This is a genomic window from Sinorhizobium glycinis, assembly GCF_001651865.1.
GTDB lineage: Bacteria > Pseudomonadota > Alphaproteobacteria > Rhizobiales > Rhizobiaceae > Sinorhizobium > Sinorhizobium glycinis.
Genome location: NZ_LPUX01000050.1, coordinates 218,619 through 241,094 on the forward strand (window position 1 = coordinate 218,619; position 22,476 = coordinate 241,094).

Consider the following 22,476-nt stretch of genomic DNA (forward strand, 5'->3'; position numbering starts at 1 on the left):
CCGCACTGCCATCAATTGCCGGCCCGCCACCAGTCCCCCTCCTCGGCGACCTCGATCCCGGTCACGTCTGCGTCCGCCAGCCACTCGCCGACCGTTCTGCCCGCTACTTCAAGGTCGGCGGCAAAATCGGCAAGCGGCATCAACACGAAGCCACGCTCGATCATGCGCGGATGCGGCAATTGCAGCCTGTCGGCCGTCAAGCTCGCTCCTTCGAAGGTCAGGAGATCGATATCGATCGTGCGTGGCCCCCAGCGCTCCTTGCGGACGCGTTTCATCACCCGCTCGATCTCGAGGCAGATTTCAAGCAGCGCTTCGGGGTCGCGCGTGGTTTCGACCGCTGCGCAGGCATTGAAAAACCAGTCCTGGTCGGTCTTTCCCCAGGGCGGCGTCCGGTAGAGCCGCGAAACCGCCGTGACCCGGCAGTCCGGCCGCTCGTCGAGCGCCCGCAGCGCGTCCGCCATCGCGCGACGCGGATCGCCGATATTGCCCCCCAGGCCCAATGTAGCGTACCGCCATTTCTTACCCTGCAACATGCTCGACCGTGACTTCCACGTAGTCCAGGACCCCTGGGACCGGAGCATTGGGCTTGCGGATGGACACTTTCGCCCGGCGTATCTGCCGAAAACGAGCGCACAAAGTCTTGGCGACTTCGAGCGCCAGAGACTCGATCAGGTAGCGCCTGCGCCCCGTCACGATCCTTTCGATCTCGGCAAAGGCGATTCCATAATGCACGGTATCGTCGATGCAGTCTTCGGCAAGCGCCGTGCCCTGCTCCACCTCGAGTTCGGCGTCCACGAAGAAACGCTGGCCGAGGAACTCCTCCTCGTCGAGCACGCCATGGCGCGCAAAGAAGGCGCAGTTCTTCAGGGTAATCGTGTAGGTCGCAGTCATGGCTTCGTGTCCCGTCGGCTGTTCTTTGCGCTGAGCATAGCATCCGCTACCGCCAGTGCATCCCTGTTGATTGCGACATCATGCACCCGAAAGATTGCAGCCCCGGCGCTACGGAGGAGCGCAGTCGTCGCCGCGGTACCGGCGTCGCGGTCTCTCGCCTCGCGGCCGGTAACCGCGCCAATGAAGCGCTTGCGCGAGGTGCCGACCAGGAACGGCAGGCCAAACCGATGCAATTCCGCAAATCGGGCCATGAGTTCGAGGTTCTCATCCGCGTCCTTCGCGAAGCCATAACCGGGGTCAAGGACGATTCGGTCGCGCGTGACACCTGCCTCGGAGGCTATCTCCAGCGAGCGGTTCAGAAATTGGAACTGATCCTCGACGACGTCGCCGAGCTTCCGCCGATCACGCCCCGTATGCATGATGCAAAGTCCGGCGCCCGACTCGGCAGCGACTTGCGCGATCGCCGGTTCTCGCTGCAGACCATGCACGTCGTTGACAATATGAGCGCCCGCTTTGACGGCCAAACGCGCCGTTTCGGCGCGATAGGTATCGACCGAGATGATCGCATCCGTCTGGCTGGCCAGCGCCTGGATCACCGGGAGAATCCGCGCCTGTTCCTCGGCGGCATCGACCGGATCCGCGTCGGGGCGGGTCGACTCGCCGCCAATGTCCAGGATCGCCGCGCCATCATCGAGCGCACGCGTCGCCGCCGCGACGGCAGCCGTGGCATCGGCAAAGCGGCCGCCATCGGAAAAGGAGTCCGGCGTCACATTGATGATCGCCATCAGCACACCGCGCGGCCCCAGTTCCAGACTGCGCCCATGCGCCAGTTGCCAATGAAATCTCTGGAATGGATTGTAGGTCATCTTCGGGCGGTCCGCGGCTCTGGTCGGCGCCATCCTCGTCGGCAATGCGGAAGAGCAGGCGCCTTTGAAAGCAAAGGGTTAGTACGATTCTTTCACGCAGCTATCGATTTGTCGACTTCGGAATGGGCCGATTTCTGTTGCGCTCGTCCCGGCTATGCCGCAAGCTTGCGTCAACTTCAATCCACGAGTGCCGACCTATGTTCCGAGTTCGTAATCCGCTGAGAGCCGCCCTGATCGCACTTCTCGTCGGCCTTCCGCTTGGCAGTGCCTCGGGCGAGACCTTGATCAGTAAGAGCGTCACCTATTTCTCGATCGGCGGACGTACGGCGGCGGAGCTTGACAAGGCCCTTGCCTCCAGCGGCCCGCTGATGAAGAACACCGGCACGCGCCACCCCGGCGCCACCCGAATCAAATTCGGCGGCACCATAAGCTATGTCAGCCGCGGCGGGCGTTGTGCTGTCGGCACGGCACGCGTGACGCTGAGCACGCGTATCATCTTGCCGCGCTGGAAGTATCGCCGGCAGGCAGGCCGGGATCTCGCTCTCGTCTGGGATACGCTCGCGGCCGACATCAAGCGCCATGAGGAGCGCCATGCCGAGATTGCGCGAAATCACGCCCGTCAGATGGAAAGGGCGTTTCTTGGACTGAAGCCGGAGGAAGATTGTGAGCTTATGCAGGCACGGGTGGCCGAAGTCAGTGCCGCCGAAGTCGCAAGCCACGACAAGGACCAGGCGCGCTTCGACCGCACGGAAGCGGCGAACTTCGACCGCCGAATGATACGGCTGCTGCAACATCGCCTGGAATCTCTGAAGAAAGCCGAGCGCTAGCGACGCCGGTGCTGACCACCGGCTGCGCCCGGACAGTTTCGCCAAACGCCACCACCCTGAAGAACAATGTGACTTCGCCCGCAATCCTTTTGGCAACGGAGCGGAAACCCACAGTATTTTATTGGCGGAATCTAACGATAGCCGCCGATAAACGACTCAGCTATATTGACACCATGAAACGAGTGGCGGAGCGAAAGTTCAACCGCTCTGTGGTTTGGTCATTTATCTTGCGAGGTCGACAGTAAAAACGTCGCATTTGGATCGTCGACTTGTACTTGATGCGGTTCGCTTCATTGCTTGTGGGTGCTCGATAAGGCCGCGCGCGATGAGGCAAAACAGGTTCTCCTGGCGTGTCTTGGTGCAGCAGGTGTTCCCTCCCTCATCTGTATGCGATACGCCCCCCTTGCCTCGCTCGTCGCCATGACCAGCGAGGCATTTTTTTGCGCGGTGTGTCCAAGGTGTGGATAGACCGAACGGGGCGGACGCTACCGGATAGGCCTAAAGCGCGACGCGCTCGAACGTATTCACGCGGCGCGCTTTAGGTCTTTGTTTCTGTGCATGTCGTCGTCCCAAAACCGCTGCACGCTTTCGGGCGACATGCATTAGGCTTGGCGCTCGGGCACATGCACCACCAGGCCATCCAGGGCCTCGCTTATCTTGATCTGACAGGAGAGCCGCGACGTCGGCCGTACGTCATAGGCAAAGTCCAGCATGTCCTCCTCCATCGCTTCCGGGGCGCCGACTGCCGCCGCCCAAGCGTCGTCGACATAGACATGACAGGTTGCGCAGGCACAGGCACCGCCGCATTCGGCCTCGATTCCCGGCACGGAATTGCGAACCGCATTCTCCATGACCGTGGAGCCGTTCTCGACATCGAGGTCGTGGCGCGTGCCGTCAAAGGCTACGATCGTAAGTTTTGTCATTTCTCTTTCCGGAATGAATGGATGGGATCCGCTGCAGCGCCGTGCGTCTTTCTTGAACGCACAAGGGTCGCTGCAGCACTTTGAATTGCTGCAAGTTTTATCCTCAAATCGGCTCCGATTTAAGGAAACATGCAGTAGCGAGCGCCGACCGCCGGCGGCAGGCACGGCCAGCCTGAATTCAGGGCAGTTTCTTCCAACAATTCGGATGGCCAGTCAACACGAGCCGTCCCGGCTTGCGGAGCGCCCCCCGCAAAACGGCCACGATCGGCCGCTCGCCCGGGGGCTCAGCGGCACAGCTTGAGGATGAAAAGCTCGGTTTCGAGCACGGCTGCGCCGAGTGCCGAGCGCAGGGTCCAGTCGGTGGGCCGCTGCTCTATGGCGGCGGCGGCCTCGGCAACACGGGTAGCCCCGACCGCGAGCGCCGCCCCCCTCAAGCGGTGGGCCGACTGGCCGCACCCGACTGCATCCGCGTCGCCGATGTCGGCTATTATTTGGCGCGCCTGGCGCGCAAAGAGCTGAAGAACCTCGATTTCGAGGTCCTTGTCTCCCATGGTTTGCTTGGAAAGCTCCACAAAGTCGATAGGCTGTCTCCCGGCAGGAGATGAATTTGCCGGATGGTCCGGTGTTTCGAAGGCTATTCTCAGCGCCGCCATGAGCCCATTTCCCTAATTGACGATACATCAGGTCCTGATCGACAATGCATCGGGCAAACGCACCGTTTTCAGACATGTATCCTCGGGGAGCTTCGCTGCGATCGGCTTAAAGGCGTCGCGATGGCGTCCGAAATCTGATGGCATGGTTAACGTTTGCCAAACAGGCTGTTTCCCTTGGTTTTTCGGAGCTCGGCATCACCGCCCCATTAAGAATTCATTAGGATTCTAACGAATGCGGATTGCGCTTAATTGTAAGAACCAGGCTAATGTGTCACTACGATACGATTAGGAACAGGTCTGCATATGAAAGTGGCAACTGTTCTGGTGGATAAGCTGCGCGCCCGGTGTCCTGAGACGAGAGCTGCGGCTATTCCACCGAGGCGATGCAGTGGTGACCAGTGGGAGTATTGCGCGAATGTCTTGCGCGTAGCTTGCGGGTCACCGTCCTGGTTGAGGGAGTCTCATGGTCCGGAAGCGGCGCCAACGAGACGGCCATGAGCGGGCAATAGTAGTGAGGCGTATCCCTATGGCGACGAAGAAGAGCAACGAATCGATCGACGAAAAGGCATTCCAGGCCCTGGAAGCTGCCTTGAAGATCGACTTTGACGACCTGAAGTCGGCCTTGAACGACAAGAATTCCTTGGATGATCCGGAGGAAAAGGTGTCCGAGCCCAGCACGAAGGCGGCCACATCCGAGCACAAGCGCGCCATGAAGGAACAGCCGGAAGCGCAAAGGGCCCGGACGAGCGAAACGCCTCGAACGCTTGCCCCGGAGCCCGCCCCGAAGCAGCCGGCCCTTTCCCCGGCCAATGACGATACGCGCAGATCGCCTGCGGCAATGCTCCGCTCCCTCGAAATTCGATCCAGCCGGGCGGCGATCCGCGTCGCGGCGCTGATATCGCTGGTGTGGGCACTTGCCGGCATTGCGATCGGCCACCTCCTCTATGCGCCGCAGATCTGGCAGATACGCTCTCTCGGCGATCTTGCGGCCACGCCCGGAGCGATCGGCATACTGATCGGCATCGCCTTGCCGATCATGCTCTTTTTCTCCTTTGCGATCATGATTGCGCGGGCCCAGGAACTGCGCAACGCGGCCCGCTCGATGGCCGAGGTCGCCCTGCGGTTGGCCGAACCTGAAACCGCTGCAGCGGAGCGTGTCATGACCGTCGGCCAGGCGGTTCGCCGCGAAGTCTCGGCCATGAACGAGGGCATCGAACGCACCATCGCACGGGCGACCGAACTCGAAGCCCTTGTCCACTCCGAAGTCAGTGCCCTTGAACGCAGCTACAGCGAGAACGAATTGCGCGTTCGCACCCTGGTTCAGGAACTGGGGCTGGAGCGAGAAGCGATCATCGGCCATTCCGAGCGGATCCGCTCGGCGATCGCCGGCGCGCACGGCAAGCTGAAGGATGACCTGGAACTCGCAAGCGAAGATATCGCGTCGCGCATCGCGGTCTCCGGCGAAGCCTTCGCATCGCTGATCGACACGCGCGCCGCGGCCCTCAGCGAGAAATCCGACCATGCGCTGCAGACCCTCGGCACCATGCTGGAGAGCCGCACCGACGCTCTGCTTTCCGGCCTGACGAACGCCGGCGTGACGCTCAGCCAAGAATTCGACGTGCGGCTCGACGCCCTCAGCGAGAACCTGACGAAGCGCGGCGAGCAGCTGCTCAGCCAGTTCGAAACCCGCGCCTCGACGCTCGATGCAAGCACCGAGAAGCTGAACACCGCTCTTAACGAGCGCGCCCGCCAGCTGAACGAAACCTTGATCGCGCGAACCCGCGACCTCAACGAAAGCCTGAGCGTCGGCCAACAGGCGATCACCGGCGGCCTTGAAGACATGCTTTCGTCGCTCAATGCGGCACTGGACGAAAAGGGCGCAAGCTTCCGCCAGAGCCTCAAATCGAGCGCCGACGACGCGATCATGGACCTGGATCTGCGCGGCGGCTTCTTCGAAGAGAAGCTGCAGACGACCGTCGGACACCTGGCGACCGCCTTCGACGAGCGCTTCCACGAGTTCGCCAGCGCCTTCGACAAGCGGGCGAGCCTGCTCGACACCAAGCTGATGGAGAGCCTGCACAGGATCAACGAAACCGTGTCCGGCGGTTCGGATGCGATCGGCACTGCCTTGGACAGCAGTGTCGAGAAAATCGGTTCTGCGCTCTCCGACCAGTCTCTGACACTCGCGACGGCGCTTGGAGCAACACAGGATTTCATCGAAGAGACGATCGGCAATCGCACCACGGAACTCAGCAACCTGATCGGCAATGCTCACAGCCGCATCGAGGGCGTGCTTTCCGACAAGACCAGTTCGCTGATGGGCGCTCTGACGGAAGCGCAGGAAAGGATCGAAGGCGGCTTCGGCCAGCGCGCCGATGCGCTCGCCAATGCGCTGACGACGAGCGAACAGCGCCTGACGGAAGGTCTTGATTCCCGGACATCCGCCTTCATCGACGGCTTGCAATCCGCCCATGCCCGCATCGAGCAGACGCTCATGGGTTCCACCGACGAGATCACCAGCGCGATCGCTGCCAGCCAGCATCGGCTGGACAATACGCTTTCGGAGCGCACCGCCGCGCTGTCAGCCGCCCTCACCTCCGGCGCAAGCGCGCTCGAGGACGCGGTCGGCGGCACGGCCGATCGCCTGGAGCGCGTTCTCTCCGAACGTGGCCAGACGATCTCCGCGGCCCTGACCGGCCAGACGACGACACTCGAAGGAGTTCTGTCGGAGCGCAGCCAGGCGATAACCGACACGCTCGCCAGCCAGACGGCAGCCCTCGACGGCGTGCTCTCCGAGCGCGCCGCTCAAATCAATACGACCATGTCGGCACGCGCCACTGAGATGGCGGACTCGCTCAGCCGCCACGCCGAAGATGTCGCCGACAGCCTGACCTTCCGCGCTATGGCCGTGGCCGAGACGATGACCGACCGCGTCGGCGAGATAGAGAACAAGCTTTCGCAGAGTGTCTCCGAGGTCGCCGAGAACCTTGGCGGCCGCGTCGGCCAGATCGCCGACACCCTCACCGACACAAGCGCGCGCATCGCCGAGGATCTCAGCAGCCGCGTCGGCAGGATTTCCGACTCGCTGGCGGGAACCAGCGCTCAGATCGCCGAGGCGCTGACTGCACGCACCTCGGAGGCGACGGCGTCGCTCGCCGGCAAGGCGGTCGAGATCGAGCAGACGCTCTCCGGCAAAGCCGACCACCTGCGGGAGACGCTGACGACGACGCACGACCAGATCCGCTCGACGCTCGACGATCGCATAAAGGCGATCGATCTCGCCGTCGGCCAGGGCCGCGAACAATTGGAAGAGCTGTTGTCCGACCAGTCGATGGCAATGGCGACGACGCTCGCGACCAGCGCCAGCATGCTCGAAATGTCGCTCGAGGAGCGGCAGGCTTCGATCGCCGGCGCGATCGAGCGCAGTACCGAAGCACTCGCCGCACGTGCCTCGGAAGCGGCCGCGTCGCTTGCCAGCAACGCGGCCGAGATCGACCAGACGCTTTCCGGCAAGGCCGAACACCTGCGGGATACCCTGACGACGACGCGTGACCAGATCCGCTCGACGCTCGACGACCGCATAAAGGCGATCGATCTCGCCGTCGGCCAGGGCCGCGAGCGATTGGAAGAGCTGCTGTCCGGCCAGTCGGTGGCGATGGCGACGACGCTGGCGACCAGCGCCAGCATGCTTGAAATGTCGCTCGAGGAGCGGCAGGCCTCGATGGCCGGCGCGATCGACCGCGGCACGGAAGCGCTCGATGCACGCATGCGCTCGACAACCGGCAACATCGCCGAACGCCTCGCCGAGACGGCCGACCAGATCAGTCTCGCAGCCGACACTCTGACCAATCGCGTCGACATTTCGCTTAACGGCATCAACAGCCGTCTCGAGGAAACCGGCGCCAGGGTCGAATCGAGCTTCGCTTCGCTGGAAGACCGCATTCGCGGCGGCGTCAGCAACGTCAGCGCCATCGTCGACGACACCGGCGGCCGCATTGAAACGACCCTCGGCTCTCTCGAAGATCGGATCCGCGATAGCGTCGGCAGCGTGAACGCCATCGTCGATAATGCCGGACAACGGATCGCCGAAAGCCTCGGAGAGCGCGCCGGCGAAATCGACCGGATCAGCGAGACCGCGGCAGCCCGCATCAATTCCGCCATGGACGCCGGTGCAGGCCGCATCGCTTCCGCGATGGAGGCCGGTGCAGGTCGCATCGAAGAGCGGCTCGGCACGATGGACCGCGCCCTCAACATCGGTCTCGAAAACGTCAACCGAACGATTGAAGGAAAGGCAGCAACACTCGTCACCAGCCTGCGCGGAGCCGTCAGCGATGCCGCCCAGGAGATCGACGCGGAAGCCGCACGTTCGGCCGAGCTGCTCTCCAAGGCCGGTGCTGATTTCGCCAGTGCCTTGGCTGCCCGCAATGCCGAGTTCGCGAATTCGATCGAAGAGACCGCCTCGGCGACGGCGGCACGCCATGCCAACCTCGCCCGCACGGTCACGGACGCTGCGGATTCCGCAGCGGCGCGCCTGGCCTCGACCCAGGATCAGATCGCCAGCCACACCCAGAGCATCCGGCAAAGCCTGACGGAAGCGGAAAAGGCGCTTGATGCGCGTGGCCAGTCGATCCGCAGTGCACTCGACGAAAGCACCCGTGAGCTGAATTCGATGCTTGCCGGCCGCTCGCTCGAACTCACCCGTCTTCTCGACGAGCAGGCGCGCCCGGTCATCGAACAATATGCAGCAACGGGCAAGGAGGCGGCCGCGCGCATCGCCGCCCTGACCCAGGAAAGCGCAGACCGGCTGCGGGCCGAAAACGCGGCGCTTGTCAACGCCATCACCGAGCGGACCAGCGAAACGCTCGATGCGATCTCGATGCGGGCTGAAGAGACCGCCAAGGCGATGAAGATGGTCGAGAACCGGCTGCAGTCGACCGCTATGGGGCTGATCGACCAGCTCGCGACCAACAATTCCGCCATCGCATCGGTCATCGAACAGGCGACCGGCAGTCTCGGCGACATGGACCAGCGTCTGGAGGCGGCCGCGGCGAAGGTTTCCGAGCAGACGCGGCATGCATCCGACATGCTGTCGAGCTCCACCCGCCTCATCGAAGGCCGTGTCGACAAGCTGTCCGACATCGCCGCATCGACACTCTCGCAGATCGGCGGCATCGTCGGCCGCTTCGAGGATCACTCCAAGGTTCTTGGCCAAGCCTCCAACCTGCTGGCAGCGGCGCAATCGAACCTCGCCAGCACGCTGGAGGAGCGGCAGGACGCCCTGCGGACCCTCTCCGTGGGTCTTGTCCAGCGTTCGGAGGAGATCGAACGCACGATGCGCGCGCTCGAGGGCTTCGTCGACGGCGCCTTCCAGCGCGCCGAGGAGCGCTCCGGCCAGGTGGCCGGCAACCTTCGCAGCGGCATCCAGTCCTCCTTCGCCGATGTCGGCCGGCTCCTGTCGAGCACCGAACAACGGGCCACGGAAGCAGCGGAAGCCATGCGCACCGCGCTTGCCGAGGCCGGCGGCGAAGCTGCCGCCTCCGTCGAGGGCGTGTTCGCCCGCGCCGAGGAGCGGTCGCGCCAGATCGCCGACGCGCTGCGCACCGGCGTCGAAAGCTCGATCGCCGACGCAAACAACACGCTGTCTGCAATCGAGGGCCGGGCGCTCAGCGCCTCCGAGGCCCTGCGCCAGGCCGTCGCCAAGGCCGGCGACGAAGCGAACCAGGCGCTCGAAGGCGCCTTCTCCAATGCAGAGGAGCGCGCGAAGGATGCAGCGACCCGCCTGCGTGGCAGCATCGGAGCTTCGGTCTCCGACGTCGAGCGGATGCTGGCCGAAAGCGGCAAGAAGTCGGACGGCGTTGCAACGCAGCTGCGCGAGGCCGTGCGCCAGGCGATCGATGAAGCGATCAACCGCTTCAGCGGCGCGACTGACGACATTCGTCGTTCCGCCGGCGAGATCCGCAAGGAACTCGACATGACTCGCGAGGAGTTGAAGCGCGGCGCCTTCGACTTGCCGGAAGAGGCCAAGGAAAACGCCGCGGTGATGCGGCGTGCCGTTGCCGAGCAGATCAAGGCACTGCAGGAGCTCTCCGAGATCATCGGCAAGTCTTCGACGCAGCTCGAGGTTGCCCAGCCGGTTCGCCAGCAGCCGGCGCTGGCCGCGCCCGCCCCGGTCGTTCAACCTTCCGTCGCGCCGCAGCAAGCCGTGGTCCAGCAGCAGCCGACGGTCCAGCAGCAGCCCGCTGCGCCGGCCGCGGCGCTGCGTGGCAGCCTGGGGCTTGAACAGGCGACGCGTCCTTTGCAGCCCGCCCGCCCGGCGGCCGGCGATGAGCGCGTCGAGGAAGGTGGCGGCTGGATGCGTGACCTGCTTCGCGCCGCCTCCCGCGAGGAGGAGCCGCAGGCCGCGCGTCCTCGGCCGGCTGAGAGCCAGCCTGTGACGCGGACCGGAGACAGCCGCAATCCGCGCCATGTCGTCGAGTCGCTGAACTCGCTTTCGGTGGATATCGCGCGGGCGATCGACCACGACGCGTCGGTCGAGCTGTGGCGCCGCTACCAGCGCGGTGAGCGGGACGTATTCACCCGCCGGCTCTATACGCTGAAGGGCCAACAGACATTCGACGAGATCAAGCGGAAGTATGATCGCGAGCCTGAGTTCCGCACCGCGGTCGATCGCTACATCGCCGACTTCGAAAAGCTGCTTGCGGATGTCGCACGCAACGATCCGGACAAACGCATCACCCAGACCTACCTGACATCAGACACCGGCAAGGTCTACACGATGCTCGCCCATGCGGCCGGACGCTTCAGCTGAAGGCCTGTCGTAATCTGAAGCCGAAGATCGTCACGGCCCCGTCGCAAGGCGGGGCCGCTGTTTTTGGGCGCCTGTGTTCTGATCGAGATCGCTGCATGCCCTGAGCTCCAACGCTCATTGTCGCGAGTCGAGCGTGAAAAGAGGGACCGTTCACTGTAATCTGTCAGAATGGTATCGTGGCGTCCGCAGATCGCCTCTCTCGCATGAAGACACGCGGTATCTTGGGGCGCCTGCACATGGAGGCGGAGATGAGACCGCGAATAAAAGTGCTGACGCTCGCCGTGAACGATCTGGAAAGGTCCCTCGCCTTCTATCGTGACGGCCTGGGCCTGCCGACCAAGGGTATCATCGGCGAGGAGTTTGAAGATGGCGCCGTCGTCTTCTTCCACATGGGCGGTGACCTGATCCTGGCGCTTTATCCGGCGCCTTCGCTTTCAAAGGATGCGAAGATCAGCGTGACGCAGGCGCGTCTCGGCGCCGTATCGATAGGACATATCGTCAGATCCAAAGAGGAGGTCGATACCATCATGAGCCAAGCTGTGGACGCAGGCGCCATTGTCACCGATCCCGCGTCTGACCGCTTCTGGGGCGGCTACTCCGGTTACTTCCACGATCCGGACGGACACTTGTGGGAGATCGCCTGGAACCCGCAATGGACAGTCGAGGACTGACAACAATCCGCAATCGATGCGCGAAACGGCACTTCATGCAAAAGGCCCCGGTTTTGCCGGGGCCCTTGAACAAGGTTTTCTGACAATACCAGCTTCAGATCAATGATCCTTGCTGGCGTAGACCGACTTCTTCGTCAGATAGATCAGGCCGGTGAAGATCAGCAGGAACACCATGACCATGAAACCGGTGCGCTTGCGGTCTTCGAGATGCGGCTCTGCTGCCCACATCAGGAATGCCGAGACGTCCCTTGCGTATTGATCGACGGTTTGCGGCGCACCGTCATCATAGGTGACCTGATCGTCCGACAGCGGTTTCGCCATTGCCAGCGCCGAGGCGCTCACAAAATACGGGTTGTAGTGCGTCCCCTCGGCGACCTGAACGCCTTCCGGCGGCTCCTGGTAACCCGTCAGCAGCGCGTGGATATAGTCCGGACCGCCTTCCTGGTAGGGCCAGAAGATGTCGAAGACGAATTGCGGGAAGCCGCGCTCGATGCCGCGCGCCTTGGCGATCAGCGAGAAGTCCGGTGGTGCGGCGCCATTGTTGGCGGCCGCCGCGGCTTCCTTGTTCGGGAAGGGCGACGGGAAGTGGTCGGACGGTACGGCCTTGCGCGTGAACATCTCGCCATCACCATTCGGGCCGTCCTGCACCTCGTAATTGGCCGCAAAGGCCTTCACCTGGGCGTCGGAATAGCCGAGACCATGCTCAAGCGTGCGGAATGCGACGAGCTCCATCGAATGGCAGGCAGAACAGACTTCGGTATAGACCTTGAGACCGCGCTGCAGCTGTCCCTTGTCGTAGTGGCCGAAGAGGCCGGCGAAGGTCCAATCCTGCTGTTCCGGCTTGTGCAGCGGATAGTGCGGCGTGGCGCCGGCGGCGTGCTCCTCGCCGCCTCCTTCCTCGCCCTGGGCCAAAGCCGCTCCCAGACCGAGACCGGCGACGACAGCGAGTGACAGAATGCCTGTAACAAGCTTTTTCATTGTTGTGAGTTCCTTATCAATCGCTGTTCCGGTCAGGCGTGCGCGGTCTTCGGCTGCGCCTTGGCATTCTGCTTCTCCAGCACCGCCTCGGTGATGGAGTTCGGAATGCGCTTCGGCGTTTCGATCAGGCCGAGGAGCGGCATGATGACGAGGAAGAAACCGAAGTAGTACAGCGTGCCGAGCTGCGACATCACGACGTAGAGGCCCTCTGCCGGGCGGGAGCCGAGCCAGCCGAGCATGATGGCGTTGGCGACGAAGATCCAGAAGAACAGCTTGTACCAGGGGCGGTAGACGGCCGAGCGTACCTTGGACGTGTCGAGCCAGGGCAGGAAGAACAGGACGATGATCGAACCGAACATCACCAGGACGCCGCCGAGCTTGGAGTCGATCGGGCCGATGTTGAAGGTGATGGCGCGCAGCATCGCGTAGAACGGCAGGTAATACCATTCAGGAACGATGTGAGCGGGGGTCTTCAGCGCGTCAGCCGGGATGTAGTTGTCCGGGTGGCCGAGATAGTTCGGCATGTAGAAGACGAACCAGGCATAGACGATCAGGAAGACCGAGACGCCGAGCGCATCCTTCAGCGTCGCATAGGGCGTGAAGGCCACGGTATCGGTCTTCGACTTCACTTCGACGCCGGTCGGGTTGGTCTGGCCGACGACATGCAGCGCCCAGATGTGCAGGACGACGACGCCGGCGATCATGAAGGGCAGCAGGTAATGCAGCGAGAAGAAGCGGTTCAGCGTCGGCTGGTCGACGGCGAAGCCGCCAAGCAGGAACTGCTGGATCCACTCGCCGACCAGCGGGAAGGCCGAGAAGAAGCCGGTGATAACCGTCGCACCCCAGAAGGACATCTGGCCCCAGGGCAGAACGTAGCCCATGAAGCCGGTCGCCATCATCAGCAGGTAGATGACGACGCCGAGTATCCAGAGGATCTCACGCGGTGCCTTGTAAGAGCCGTAGTAGAGACCACGGGCAATGTGCAGATAGACGGCGATGAAGAAGAAGGACGCACCGTTGGCGTGCAGGTAGCGCAGCAGCCAGCCATGGTTGACGTCGCGCATGATCTTTTCGACCGACTTGAACGCAACAGTCGCTTCGGCGGCATAGTGCATCGCGAGCACGACGCCGGTCAGGATCTGGACGATCAGCATCACCGACAGCATCGCGCCGAACGTATAGGCGTAGTTCAGGTTGCGCGGCACCGGATAGGAGACGAACGAGTCGTGAACGAGGCGCGGCAGCGGAAGACGGGAATCAACCCACTTCTCTATGCCTGTCGTTGGCGTGTAGGTTGAATGTTCAGCACTCATTATCAGTAGTCCCCTCAACCGATCTTGATAACTGTGTCGGAAACGAACGAGAAGGTCGGCACGGCGAGGTTTTCCGGAGCCGGGCCTTTGCGGATGCGGCCGGCCGTATCGTAGTGCGACCCGTGGCAGGGACAGAACCAGCCGCCGAAATCGCCGGCCTGGCCGAGCGGGACGCAGCCGAGATGCGTGCAGGAACCGATCATCACGATCCAGTTTTCCTTGCCCTCGCCGGCGGAGCGGTCGAGATCGGTCGCCTGCGCGTCAGTGGTGAGATTGGCGTTGCGCGCGACCGGATCCTTGAGCTCTTCGAGCGGCACGGCCTTCGCGTCCTCGACTTCCTTGTCGGTGCGGTTGCGGATGAAGACCGGCTTGCCGCGCCACTTCGCCGTCAGCGACATGCCGGGCTGAAGGCTCGAAACGTCGACCTCGATCGAAGCCAACGCGAGCGTCGAAGCATCCGGGCGCATCTGGTCGATGAACGGCCAGGCCGCCGCGCCAGCGCCGACGACGCCGGCCATGCCGGTAGCCAGATACAGGAAGTCGCGGCGAGTGGGCTCGCCCAAGGTCTCGCTTGAAGTGTCGTGTTCGCTCACGGCTAAACCATCCTCTCACGCAATGTGCGGAAACCGCATCCGCCCCCGGCGCGTTTCCTGTTCCTTCCCAGGTCTCGGAGCGCGCCCTGTCCTCATGCTGGCACCGACCAGGCTTGCTGCAGCAGGCTCCGGCAGGCGTCAGAATCCAGAGAATCCTGCACGCAGAATCCCCATCAATCCGGCGCGTTCTATGCTCGATCGCGAATTATGTCCAGCCTTCACAAGAGGAGGTGGGCAGATTGTCGCGGGGGAAAGAGGCAGCCAATGAGCACAAGGGCTTGACACAGTCGAGGAGCGCGTCGGGGCCCCCTATTCCGCCGCCTCTTCCTGCGCGATGAAGCCGCCGGACTGGCGCGCCCAAAGTTCCGCGTAGAGGCCGCCGCGCGCAATCAGCTCCGCGTGGCTGCCATCCTCGACGATGCGTCCGCGGTCCATTACCACCAGACGGTCAAGTGCCGCGATGGTCGACAATCTGTGAGCGATGGCGAGCACCGTTTTGCCCTGCATCAGACGCTCCAGATTGGACTGAATGGCGGCCTCCACTTCCGAGTCGAGCGCCGAGGTCGCTTCGTCGAGAACGAGGATCGGCGCATCCTTGAGCATGACGCGCGCGATCGCGATCCTCTGTCGCTGGCCGCCGGAGAGCTTGACGCCCCGTTCGCCGACATGGGCATCGAAGCCCCTGCGGCCGCGCTGGTCCTGCAGATTGATGATGAAATCAGAGGCTTCCGCCTTGCGCGCCGCTTCGATCAGTTGCTCGTCCGTCGCACCGGGGCGGCCGAAGAGAATGTTGTCGCGGATCGACCGATGCAGAAGCGACGTGTCCTGGCTGACCATGCCGATCTGGGCGCGGAGCGATTCCTGTCGGACCGCGGCGATGTCCTGCCCGTCGATCAGGATACGGCCGCCTTCAAGATCGTAGAAGCGCAGCAGCAGATTGACGAGCGTCGACTTGCCTGCGCCCGAACGGCCGACGATGCCGACTTTTTCGCCCGGGCGGATCGTCAGCGAGAAATCATCGATGACCCCGCCACCCTTGCCGTAGTGAAACGCCACCTGCTCGAACCGGATCTCCGGCCGCGTGACTTCGAGATCTGGCGCGCCGGGCCGATCCACAAGGCCGATCGACTGCGATACGAGCTCGGCCGAATTCTGGATGGTGCCGATATTGCGCATGATGGCATTGAACTGCGACATCATCCGACCGAGCAGCATGTTGAGCCGCAGCACCAGCGCCAGAGTGAAGGCAACGGCACCGGAACTGACGGACCCTGCAAGCCACAGATGGACGGAATAGACAGCGATCGCGGCGATCATCAGCCCGGAAACCAGCGCCTGGGAGGCCCGCACGCCCGTCAGCAGCCGGGTAAACGGGATGACCGCACCCTGGAAGCGGTCGAAACCGGCGCGGATATAGCGATCATTTTCCTCGTCGCTGCCGAAGAGCTTGAGCGTCTGGATGTTCGAATAGGCGTCGACCATGCGGCCGTTGAGCATCGACGCCATCTCCGCCGTCTCGCGGGCGTGCCTGCGGACGCGCGGAACGAAATAGCGGGCAAGCGACAGGAAGACCGCGATCCAGAAGGCCACCATCGCCGCCAGCCGCCAGTCGAGCTGGGCTACCAGCGCCATGGTCGACGCCGTATAGATGACGATGAACCAGATGACCTGCAGCAGGGAGACGATCAGGTCGCTCGTCGCTTGCGCGCCCGACCAGACCTTGGTGACGATGCGGCCGGAAAAATCGTTCTGAAAGAAGGTGAGCGACTGCCTGGCCACATGGACATAGGACTGCCAGCGCACCAGGTTGAGGAAGCCGGTGATGATCGCCTGCTCCTCGACCAGAGCCGCGAGCGCCACGGCCAGGAAGCGGAACACCAGCACGGTCAGCAGCATGAAGAGCAGCTCCGGGCCGTTGGAGGAGATCAGTCCGTTCCAACCATCCTGCGGCCGGACGGAGTCGAGCACGTCGACGAGCCGGCCGACGAAATAGAACAGCCCCGCTTCGAGCATAGCGACCAGCCCGCCGAGCGCCGCCATTGCGAGGAACGGACCCTTCGCCTGGCTCGCGTAGAACCAGGCGAAGCCCCAGAGCGATTTCGGCGGCTGCAGCCGGTCGCGCGGCGCGAAGGGTTTGATCCAATTCTCGAAGAGGGTGACGATGGCGCGCAGCATTGTTCAGATAATAGGGAGCTGAGAACGGACGGCAATCGGTTTTCCGCCGCCTGCCGATTACAAATGCGTAAGCTTTTGCCCTGAAGAGAAGCGTGAGGCGGCGGATTACTCCGCCGCCTCCTCTTTCTCGACATCGTCGGCGATGAAGCCGCCGGATTGGCGCGACCAGAGGTCGGCGTAGAGCCCGCCCTTGGCGACGAGATCGGCATGCGAGCCGGTCTCGACGATCCGCCCCGCTTCGAGAACGACCAGACGGTCCATTTCGGTCAGCGTCGACAGGCGGTGGGCGATGGCGATCACCGTCTTGCCAGCCATCAGGGCGAAGAGATTCTCCTGGATAGCCGCCTCGACCTCGGAATCGAGCGCCGAAGTTGCCTCGTCGAGAATGAGGATCGGCGCGTCCTTGAGGAAGACGCGGGCGATCGCGATCCTCTGCCGCTGGCCTCCGGAGAGCTTCACCCCGCGTTCGCCGACCTGCGCGTCGAGCCCTCGCCGGCCCAGATTGTCCTCGAGCGTCTGAATGAACTCCCAGGCGTTCGCCTTCTTTGCAGCGGCGATGACCTGCGTATCGGTCGCCTCCGGGTGCCCATAGGCGATGTTGTCACGGATGGAGCGGTGCAGAAGCGACGTGTCCTGCGTGACGACGCCGATCTGCGAGCGCAGGCTGTCCTGGGTGACGGCGGAAATATCCCGCCCGTCGATCCGGATCACACCTTCCTCGAGGTCGTAGAAGCGCAGCAGCAGGTTCATCAGGGTCGTCTTGCCGGCACCCGAGCGGCCGACGAGGCCGATCTTCTCACCCGGGCGGATGTCGAGCGACAGCCGGTCAATGACCCCTTTTGCCTTGCCGTAGTGGAAGCGCACGTCCTCGAAGCGGATCGCCCCGGTCTCGGCCTTCAGCGCCACTGCCTGCGGCTGATCGACGATGTCGTGCGCCTTGGTCATCATCCCCATGCCGTCATAGACAGTGCCGATGTTCTCGAACAGCGACGAGACTTCCCACATGATCCACTGCGACATGCCGTTGATGCGCATGGCAAGACCGATCGCAACGGCGATTGCACCGACCGAGATCGCGCTGGTGAGCCACAGGTAGAGGCCAAGCGCACCGACAGCGAAAAGCGCCACGCAGTTGTTCGTGTAGACACAAATGTGGAACAGCGTGACCTTGCGCATCTGGCGATAGACGGTGTCGAGGAACTCCTCCATTCCGGCGCGCGCGTAGGACTCCTCCCGCCCTGCATGCGAGAAGAGCTTCACCGTGCTGATATTGGTGTAGCTGTCGACGATGCGTCCCGTCATCATCGAGCGAGCGTCCGCCTGCTCCTTGGAGATCTTCTGCAGGCGCGGCACGAATGTGCTGACGATGACGACATAGACGGCCAACCAGATGGCGAGCGGCGCGACGAGCCGCCAGTCGGCCGCCGCGACGACGACCAGCATCGTCGTGAAATAGCTCACCACATAGACGAAGACGTCGAGGATCTTCATCACCGTCTCGCGCACGGCAAGCGAGGTCTGCATGACCTTCGTGGCGACGCGTCCGGCAAACTCGTTGGCGAAGAAGGTCATGCTCTGCCGAAGCAGATAACGATGCATCTGCCAGCGAGCGATCATCGGATAGTTGCCGAGCAGCACCTGATGCATGACGAACGAGTCGAGCGCCACCAGGCCCGGCAGGCCGACGAGGATCAAGGCTGCCATCCAGGCGAGCTTGCCTCCCTCGGTGGCCAGGAAGGTTTCACGCTCGGCATTGGACAGCCAGTCGACGACGTTGCCGAGAAATTGGAACAGCGCCACCTCGCCGATCGCGATCAGCATCGTGCAAACCGCCATGACGAGAAGCCACGGAGCCGCTGGCTTGCTGTAGTGCCAGCAGAAGGCAAAGAGCCCTTTCGGTGGAAGCGAGGCTTCTTCCGTCGGGTAAGGATTGAGGCGGGATTCAAACCAGCCGAACATTAGCTAAGCTCCTTCAGATATTTTGAAGGAAGGCGGGTCGCCCCGCATTCTTTATCTTTGGAAAATTCGAAACCGGAGGGGACGCCCCGAATCGAGCTGCGACCTCCGGGTAACCGGAGCGCGCGTCATTCGATCTACTGAAGGAAAGGTCGCGGAACCGGTCAGGCCTGGAAGGGCCAGGCTACTCGTGGGAGGCGTGTCAACATCAGAACGATCATGCATGCCTCCGTCGGTTCGCGTTGAAGAGGCTTGAGCTTTACCTCTATTCTCGCCGTTGCGCCAGATTGTCGCAGGCATTTTCCTGCCCATTTTTTCACCGGCATCCGGCCTGTTGCCAATACGGCACAGATTAGCGATGCGAAATTCAGCGATGTCATAGACGGATCTCTGCGGGCCGCACGCGGGTAGATCGGGAGGCAATTCGATGTCATAGGGGCTCGCGCACTTTTCCGTTTCACCAACTTCCGTTTTCGGTCGGCGCTCATGAACAATCTCCGAATCGCCCTCTACCAGCCGGACATTGCCGGCAATACCGGGACGATCCTTCGCCTCGCGGCCTGCCTCGGTCTTGCCGTCGACATCATCGAGCCGGCGGGCTTCGACCTTTCCGACCGCAATCTCAAGCGCGCCGGCATGGATTACATCGCGTCCGTCACGCTCACGCGCCATCTCAACTGGGAGCGTTTCGAGACATGGCGGGCGGAAAGCAGCAGACGACTCGTGCTTGCCTCCACCAGGGCCGCCGAGCCCTACACGCGGTTCGCGTTTCGAGACGACGACATTTTGCTCTTCGGCCGCGAAAGCGCCGGCGTGCCGGATCATGTCCATGACCGCGCCGATGCACGCATCTTCATTCCGATGGCACCCGGCCAACGTTCGCTCAACATCGCGATCGCGACCGCCATGATCGTCGGCGAGGCGATGCGGCAGACCGGAGCTTTCTGAGCCGGACGCACCAATCCTCATGCGGCGATCTCGCTGTAAGGCGTGGTCTTGCGGGCATGTTTCAGCGTGCGCGCCCACCAGGTGAGCCGGTCCATCATCAGGAACAGCGGCGCACGAAGCTCTTCCGGCTTGTAGAGATTGCCGGCCGCGTCGAATTTCGACCATGCCTTCGGAAGCGCCACCCCGTCCCTCAGCGTCACCGCATGCAGCTCTCCGAAGACCTGGCGCAATTGCTCGACGGCGCGGATCCCGCCTGAGGCGCCGCCATAGGAGACAAAGGCCACCGGCTTGGCGTGCCAGGGCTCGTAGACCGCATCGATCATCTCCTTCAGCGCTCCGGGATAGCCGTGATTGTATTCCGGCGTGATGACGATGAAAGCGTCCGCCTCGGCGACCTTTCGCTCCATCCACTCGGCCGAATCGGCCGATTTCTCACTGCGGGAGCTTCTCAAGCGCAATGGATCGATGATGGTCAGGCTGAAGACGTCGGATGTCGAAAGCTCGCGGATGAGCCAGCTGGCGACGGTATCGCAGAACCGGCCCTGCCGCGCGCTGCCATAGATCAGGGCAAGGGTCATCTTTTGTGTCATGCGGAATCAGCTCCTAGTTGTCGGTTACCGGGAGCTCATGCTATAGAACCTCAAGCTTAGTTGAGGTCAATAGCGCCGATGAAAAAAGACGACGGCAGTGATTTCAAGCGCGAACTGACGGTCGGCGAGGTCGCCGAACGCAGCGGCATCGCCGTCTCGACGCTGCATTTCTACGAGACCAAGGGGCTGATCCGCAGCAACCGCAGCCGGGGCAACCAACGGCGGTATCCCCGCGCGGTCCTGAGACGCGTCGCCGTTATCAAGGTCGCCCAGCGCACCGGTATCCCGCTTGCGGAAATTCAATCAGCTCTCTCGGTGCTTCCCGACGATCGGCCGCTGACCGTCGAGGACTGGGGCCGGCTGTCGGAGACCTGGCGGCAGCAACTCGACGATCGCATTGCCAAGTTGACGTCACTGCGCGACCAGCTGACCGGCTGCATCGGCTGCGGCTGCCTTTCGATGCGCGACTGCCCGTTGCGCAATCCCTATGACGTGCTCGGGTCCGAAGGTGCCGGGCCGCGCCTGATGGATCCTTCCGGCAGCGCGGCTGACGCGGAAAGCATACCCGGAGCTTGAGCGGCAGCCGGTCTCATCCGTTTGAGCAGGATCACGCTCGTCAACGTGCCCAGGGAGCAGAGGAGCGCAATCGAAAGGGCCCAGCCGTTCCCCGCTTGGTTGAGGACGAACGAGAAGAACGGAGGGGCGGCGGCAAAGGCAAGGTTGAGCGGCAGGCCGAGGCGCGCCATGACCAACGCATATTGCGCCTGCGAGAAGAAGACGAGCGGCATCGTCGCCCGGCTGACCGACATGGCACCGCTCGAAAGGCCATAGAGCATGAGGAAAAGCACGATCGACCATTCGCTTCCCCCGCCGAGGATCAGGGCCAGCAACGCCAGCGGCATGATAGAAGCCGCTACGAAGCCGGTCGCCAGCCCATCCCACCGGTTGCCGCCGAGGAAGTCGAAAAGCCGCGCCGAGAGCTGGACGAAACCGATCGCCGATCCGAAGCCGACCGCAAGATAGCCCGGCACGGCAAAGCTCCGGAAAAGGTCGATGACCACGAGTTGAAAGCCCCAGGTGACGAAGCCGTTCAGCGCAACTGCCGCAACGATAAGCGCGACAAGCCGCCAATGGCGACGGGCGTCAGGCTGTTCCGGCTTCCCGTCCGCGGCGGACCGAGACGCCCCGCCCGCCCTTTCGCGGCCGGGAAGACCGAAGAAATGCAGCGGCGCACAGACAAGCAACATCACCGCACCGTAGACCACGAGAGTGCCACGCCAGCCGAGCGCTGCCTCGAAGAAAACACTGACCGGCCAGGAAACACTTGGGGCCAGCGCCATGGCGAGCATCTGCGCCCCGATCGCGCGGCGCGCGCCCTCGCCGGCAATCTCGGTCAAATAGACATGGGCAGAGGTCGTCAGCGCTGCGGCACCGGCGACACCAAGAACGGACCAGGCAAAGAAGTATACGAACGGACCATGCGAGCTCGCGAGCAGCCACAAGCCGGGCGCGGCAAGCGCCGAACCGGCCGCGAGCACCAGCCGCGCGCCGAGCCGCGCATAAAGCGGCCCGAGCGGCGGTGAGCACAGCGCCATAGCCACCAGCATCATGGTCGGACCGAGATAGATCATCGATGGTTCGAGGCCGAGATCGCCAGCCATTCCCGCCGCCGTGACCGATACGAACATGAACATCGCGCCCCAGGCGACGATTTGCGTGACGGACAGGACAATGACCGAGCGGAAGACGGGCATGGGGTGGAGGCCGGTGAAGACGCAATCAGGAAGGGTGCCAAGAAGAGCGGCAGCAACTGTTAGCGCGCTCCCGCGGCCTTGGCGAGATCAATTGGGCATCACAGGAAGCTTTTGTCTCACGCACCGCTGGCAACGGAGCAGTCTTCGCCTCGAGCTGGAATGCGGGTCGTTCAGTCGGCGCTCGGCAGCCGCCGCATCGTGAACTCGATCTCGTCGCCTTCGAGTTGGCGCCAGCTCTCGACTTCCGTCCAGTAGGCGGCCTTCGGCCAGGTCTCGAACCATTCGCGCGCCTTGGCTCGGGCCGCACTTCTTTCGAGACGGAAGGTCTCGCGCACGAACAGCTTGTCGCCTCGTGCGGGGTGTTCCCGGCGGTGGCGGGCGATCTGGCGCCGCAAGCCATCGAGCGGCGGTCCTGGGGGTATCTTCGCCATGGCTGTACCTCTGATCATAAAGATAGGATGGGCACCGCTCGTTGGCCAGTCCAGCGTCCTCAGCCATCGCCCCGACCGAAATCGCCGGAGGCGTGTCGA

General features: G+C 63.1%; 18 protein-coding genes. 5 read left to right on the forward strand and 13 right to left on the reverse strand.

What is annotated here, in order from left to right; all coding sequences use genetic code 11:
- Nucleotides 1-11: 11 nt before the first annotated feature.
- Genes folK through folP form a run of 3 tightly spaced genes read right to left on the reverse strand, consistent with a single transcriptional unit; the run spans nt 12 to nt 1,757 of the window.
- The gene (gene folK, locus AU381_RS03665) at nt 12-533 is read right to left on the reverse strand and encodes a 2-amino-4-hydroxy-6-hydroxymethyldihydropteridine diphosphokinase (protein WP_064240448.1); all 522 of its coding nucleotides are present in this window, start codon (nt 531-533) and stop codon (nt 12-14) included.
- Nucleotides 520-891: a dihydroneopterin aldolase gene (folB, locus tag AU381_RS03670; RefSeq protein ID WP_064240449.1), complete on the reverse strand. Its 372-nt coding sequence runs from the start codon at nt 889-891 to the stop codon at nt 520-522. The genes folK and folB overlap by 14 nt, the downstream gene beginning before the upstream one ends.
- Nucleotides 888-1,757 carry a dihydropteroate synthase gene (folP, locus tag AU381_RS03675; protein WP_064240623.1) on the reverse strand — a complete coding sequence of 290 codons (870 nt, stop codon included), beginning with the start codon at nt 1,755-1,757 and terminating at the stop codon, nt 888-890. The genes folB and folP overlap by 4 nt, the downstream gene beginning before the upstream one ends.
- 197 nt (nt 1,758-1,954) lie before the next feature.
- On the opposite strand from folP, the gene AU381_RS03680 reads away from it, so the two are divergent.
- Entirely contained in the window at nt 1,955-2,584 is a 630-nt protein-coding gene (locus AU381_RS03680) for a DUF922 domain-containing Zn-dependent protease (RefSeq protein WP_064240450.1), read from the forward strand.
- 602 nt (nt 2,585-3,186) lie between these two features.
- Here AU381_RS03680 and AU381_RS03685 read toward each other — a convergent pair.
- Both AU381_RS03685 and AU381_RS03690 read right to left on the reverse strand, forming a co-directional pair.
- Nucleotides 3,187-3,507 (reverse strand): 2Fe-2S iron-sulfur cluster-binding protein, encoded by a 321-nt coding sequence (locus AU381_RS03685; RefSeq protein WP_018239892.1) that lies wholly within the window; start codon nt 3,505-3,507, stop codon nt 3,187-3,189.
- A 284-nt stretch (nt 3,508-3,791) separates the two neighbouring features.
- Nucleotides 3,792-4,160, reverse strand: coding sequence for an Hpt domain-containing protein (locus tag AU381_RS03690; protein WP_064240451.1), 369 nt, complete (start codon nt 4,158-4,160; stop codon nt 3,792-3,794).
- Nucleotides 4,161-4,686: 526 nt separating this feature from the next.
- On the opposite strand from AU381_RS03690, the gene AU381_RS03695 reads away from it, so the two are divergent.
- Both AU381_RS03695 and AU381_RS03700 read left to right on the forward strand, forming a co-directional pair.
- Nucleotides 4,687-10,968, forward strand: coding sequence for an apolipoprotein A-IV repeat region-like domain-containing protein (locus AU381_RS03695; RefSeq protein ID WP_064240452.1), 6,282 nt, complete (start codon nt 4,687-4,689; stop codon nt 10,966-10,968).
- Between the two features lie 248 nt (nt 10,969-11,216).
- Entirely contained in the window at nt 11,217-11,639 is a 423-nt protein-coding gene (locus AU381_RS03700; protein ID WP_064240624.1) for a VOC family protein, read from the forward strand.
- A 99-nt stretch (nt 11,640-11,738) separates the two neighbouring features.
- On the opposite strand, the gene AU381_RS03705 is transcribed toward AU381_RS03700, so the two are convergent.
- The 5 genes from AU381_RS03705 to AU381_RS03725 all read right to left on the reverse strand — a co-directional run bounded on the left by AU381_RS03705 (nt 11,739) and on the right by AU381_RS03725 (nt 18,657).
- Nucleotides 11,739-12,617 (reverse strand): cytochrome c1, encoded by an 879-nt coding sequence (locus AU381_RS03705; protein WP_064240453.1) that lies wholly within the window; start codon nt 12,615-12,617, stop codon nt 11,739-11,741.
- A 32-nt stretch (nt 12,618-12,649) separates the two neighbouring features.
- The gene (locus tag AU381_RS03710) at nt 12,650-13,930 is read right to left on the reverse strand and encodes a cytochrome b (RefSeq protein ID WP_064240454.1); all 1,281 of its coding nucleotides are present in this window, start codon (nt 13,928-13,930) and stop codon (nt 12,650-12,652) included.
- A 14-nt stretch (nt 13,931-13,944) separates the two neighbouring features.
- A complete protein-coding gene (gene petA, locus AU381_RS03715; protein ID WP_064240455.1) occupies nt 13,945-14,523 on the reverse strand; it encodes a ubiquinol-cytochrome c reductase iron-sulfur subunit in 579 nt (192 codons plus the stop codon).
- 309 nt (nt 14,524-14,832) lie between these two features.
- Nucleotides 14,833-16,698 (reverse strand): ABC transporter ATP-binding protein, encoded by a 1,866-nt coding sequence (locus tag AU381_RS03720; RefSeq protein WP_064240456.1) that lies wholly within the window; start codon nt 16,696-16,698, stop codon nt 14,833-14,835.
- 105 nt (nt 16,699-16,803) lie between these two features.
- Nucleotides 16,804-18,657, reverse strand: a complete 1,854-nt coding sequence (locus AU381_RS03725) for an ABC transporter ATP-binding protein (RefSeq protein ID WP_064240457.1) — start codon at nt 18,655-18,657, stop codon at nt 16,804-16,806.
- Between the two features lie 483 nt (nt 18,658-19,140).
- On the opposite strand from AU381_RS03725, the gene AU381_RS03730 reads away from it, so the two are divergent.
- Nucleotides 19,141-19,602: a tRNA (cytidine(34)-2'-O)-methyltransferase gene (locus tag AU381_RS03730; protein ID WP_064240458.1), complete on the forward strand. Its 462-nt coding sequence runs from the start codon at nt 19,141-19,143 to the stop codon at nt 19,600-19,602.
- Nucleotides 19,603-19,619: 17 nt separating this feature from the next.
- Here AU381_RS03730 and AU381_RS03735 read toward each other — a convergent pair whose 3' ends face one another.
- Nucleotides 19,620-20,192, reverse strand: coding sequence for an NADPH-dependent FMN reductase (locus tag AU381_RS03735; RefSeq protein WP_064240459.1), 573 nt, complete (start codon nt 20,190-20,192; stop codon nt 19,620-19,622).
- A gap of 78 nt (nt 20,193-20,270) precedes the next feature.
- Here AU381_RS03735 and soxR point away from each other — a divergent pair, with 78 nt between their 5' ends.
- Complete coding sequence (gene soxR / locus AU381_RS03740; RefSeq protein ID WP_064240460.1) at nt 20,271-20,768, forward strand: redox-sensitive transcriptional activator SoxR; 498 nt, start codon at nt 20,271-20,273, stop codon at nt 20,766-20,768.
- Here soxR and AU381_RS03745 read toward each other — a convergent pair.
- Complete coding sequence (locus AU381_RS03745; RefSeq protein WP_064240461.1) at nt 20,678-21,946, reverse strand: MFS transporter; 1,269 nt, start codon at nt 21,944-21,946, stop codon at nt 20,678-20,680. The two genes, soxR and AU381_RS03745, sit on opposite strands and share 91 nt — an antisense overlap.
- A 170-nt stretch (nt 21,947-22,116) precedes the next feature.
- Nucleotides 22,117-22,377 (reverse strand): hypothetical protein, encoded by a 261-nt coding sequence (locus tag AU381_RS03750; protein WP_064240462.1) that lies wholly within the window; start codon nt 22,375-22,377, stop codon nt 22,117-22,119.
- Nucleotides 22,378-22,476 lie beyond the last annotated feature (99 nt).

Coding starts and splice junctions, on each gene's coding strand:
- AU381_RS03710 (WP_064240454.1), bottom strand. CDS start 13,930: ATGAGTGCTGAACATTCAACCTACACGCCAACGACAGGCATAGAGAAG.
- AU381_RS03695 (WP_064240452.1), top strand. CDS start 4,687: ATGGCGACGAAGAAGAGCAACGAATCGATCGACGAAAAGGCATTCCAG.
- folK (WP_064240448.1), bottom strand. CDS start 533: ATGTTGCAGGGTAAGAAATGGCGGTACGCTACATTGGGCCTGGGGGGC.
- AU381_RS03680 (WP_064240450.1), top strand. CDS start 1,955: ATGTTCCGAGTTCGTAATCCGCTGAGAGCCGCCCTGATCGCACTTCTC.
- AU381_RS03685 (WP_018239892.1), bottom strand. CDS start 3,507: ATGACAAAACTTACGATCGTAGCCTTTGACGGCACGCGCCACGACCTC.
- AU381_RS03730 (WP_064240458.1), top strand. CDS start 19,141: ATGAACAATCTCCGAATCGCCCTCTACCAGCCGGACATTGCCGGCAAT.
- AU381_RS03705 (WP_064240453.1), bottom strand. CDS start 12,617: ATGAAAAAGCTTGTTACAGGCATTCTGTCACTCGCTGTCGTCGCCGGT.
- AU381_RS03690 (WP_064240451.1), bottom strand. CDS start 4,160: ATGGCGGCGCTGAGAATAGCCTTCGAAACACCGGACCATCCGGCAAAT.
- AU381_RS03745 (WP_064240461.1), bottom strand. CDS start 21,946: ATGCCCGTCTTCCGCTCGGTCATTGTCCTGTCCGTCACGCAAATCGTC.
- AU381_RS03720 (WP_064240456.1), bottom strand. CDS start 16,698: ATGCTGCGCGCCATCGTCACCCTCTTCGAGAATTGGATCAAACCCTTC.
- AU381_RS03750 (WP_064240462.1), bottom strand. CDS start 22,377: ATGGCGAAGATACCCCCAGGACCGCCGCTCGATGGCTTGCGGCGCCAG.
- soxR (WP_064240460.1), top strand. CDS start 20,271: ATGAAAAAAGACGACGGCAGTGATTTCAAGCGCGAACTGACGGTCGGC.
- AU381_RS03700 (WP_064240624.1), top strand. CDS start 11,217: ATGAGACCGCGAATAAAAGTGCTGACGCTCGCCGTGAACGATCTGGAA.
- AU381_RS03735 (WP_064240459.1), bottom strand. CDS start 20,192: ATGACACAAAAGATGACCCTTGCCCTGATCTATGGCAGCGCGCGGCAG.
- folB (WP_064240449.1), bottom strand. CDS start 891: ATGACTGCGACCTACACGATTACCCTGAAGAACTGCGCCTTCTTTGCG.
- AU381_RS03725 (WP_064240457.1), bottom strand. CDS start 18,657: ATGTTCGGCTGGTTTGAATCCCGCCTCAATCCTTACCCGACGGAAGAA.
- folP (WP_064240623.1), bottom strand. CDS start 1,757: ATGACCTACAATCCATTCCAGAGATTTCATTGGCAACTGGCGCATGGG.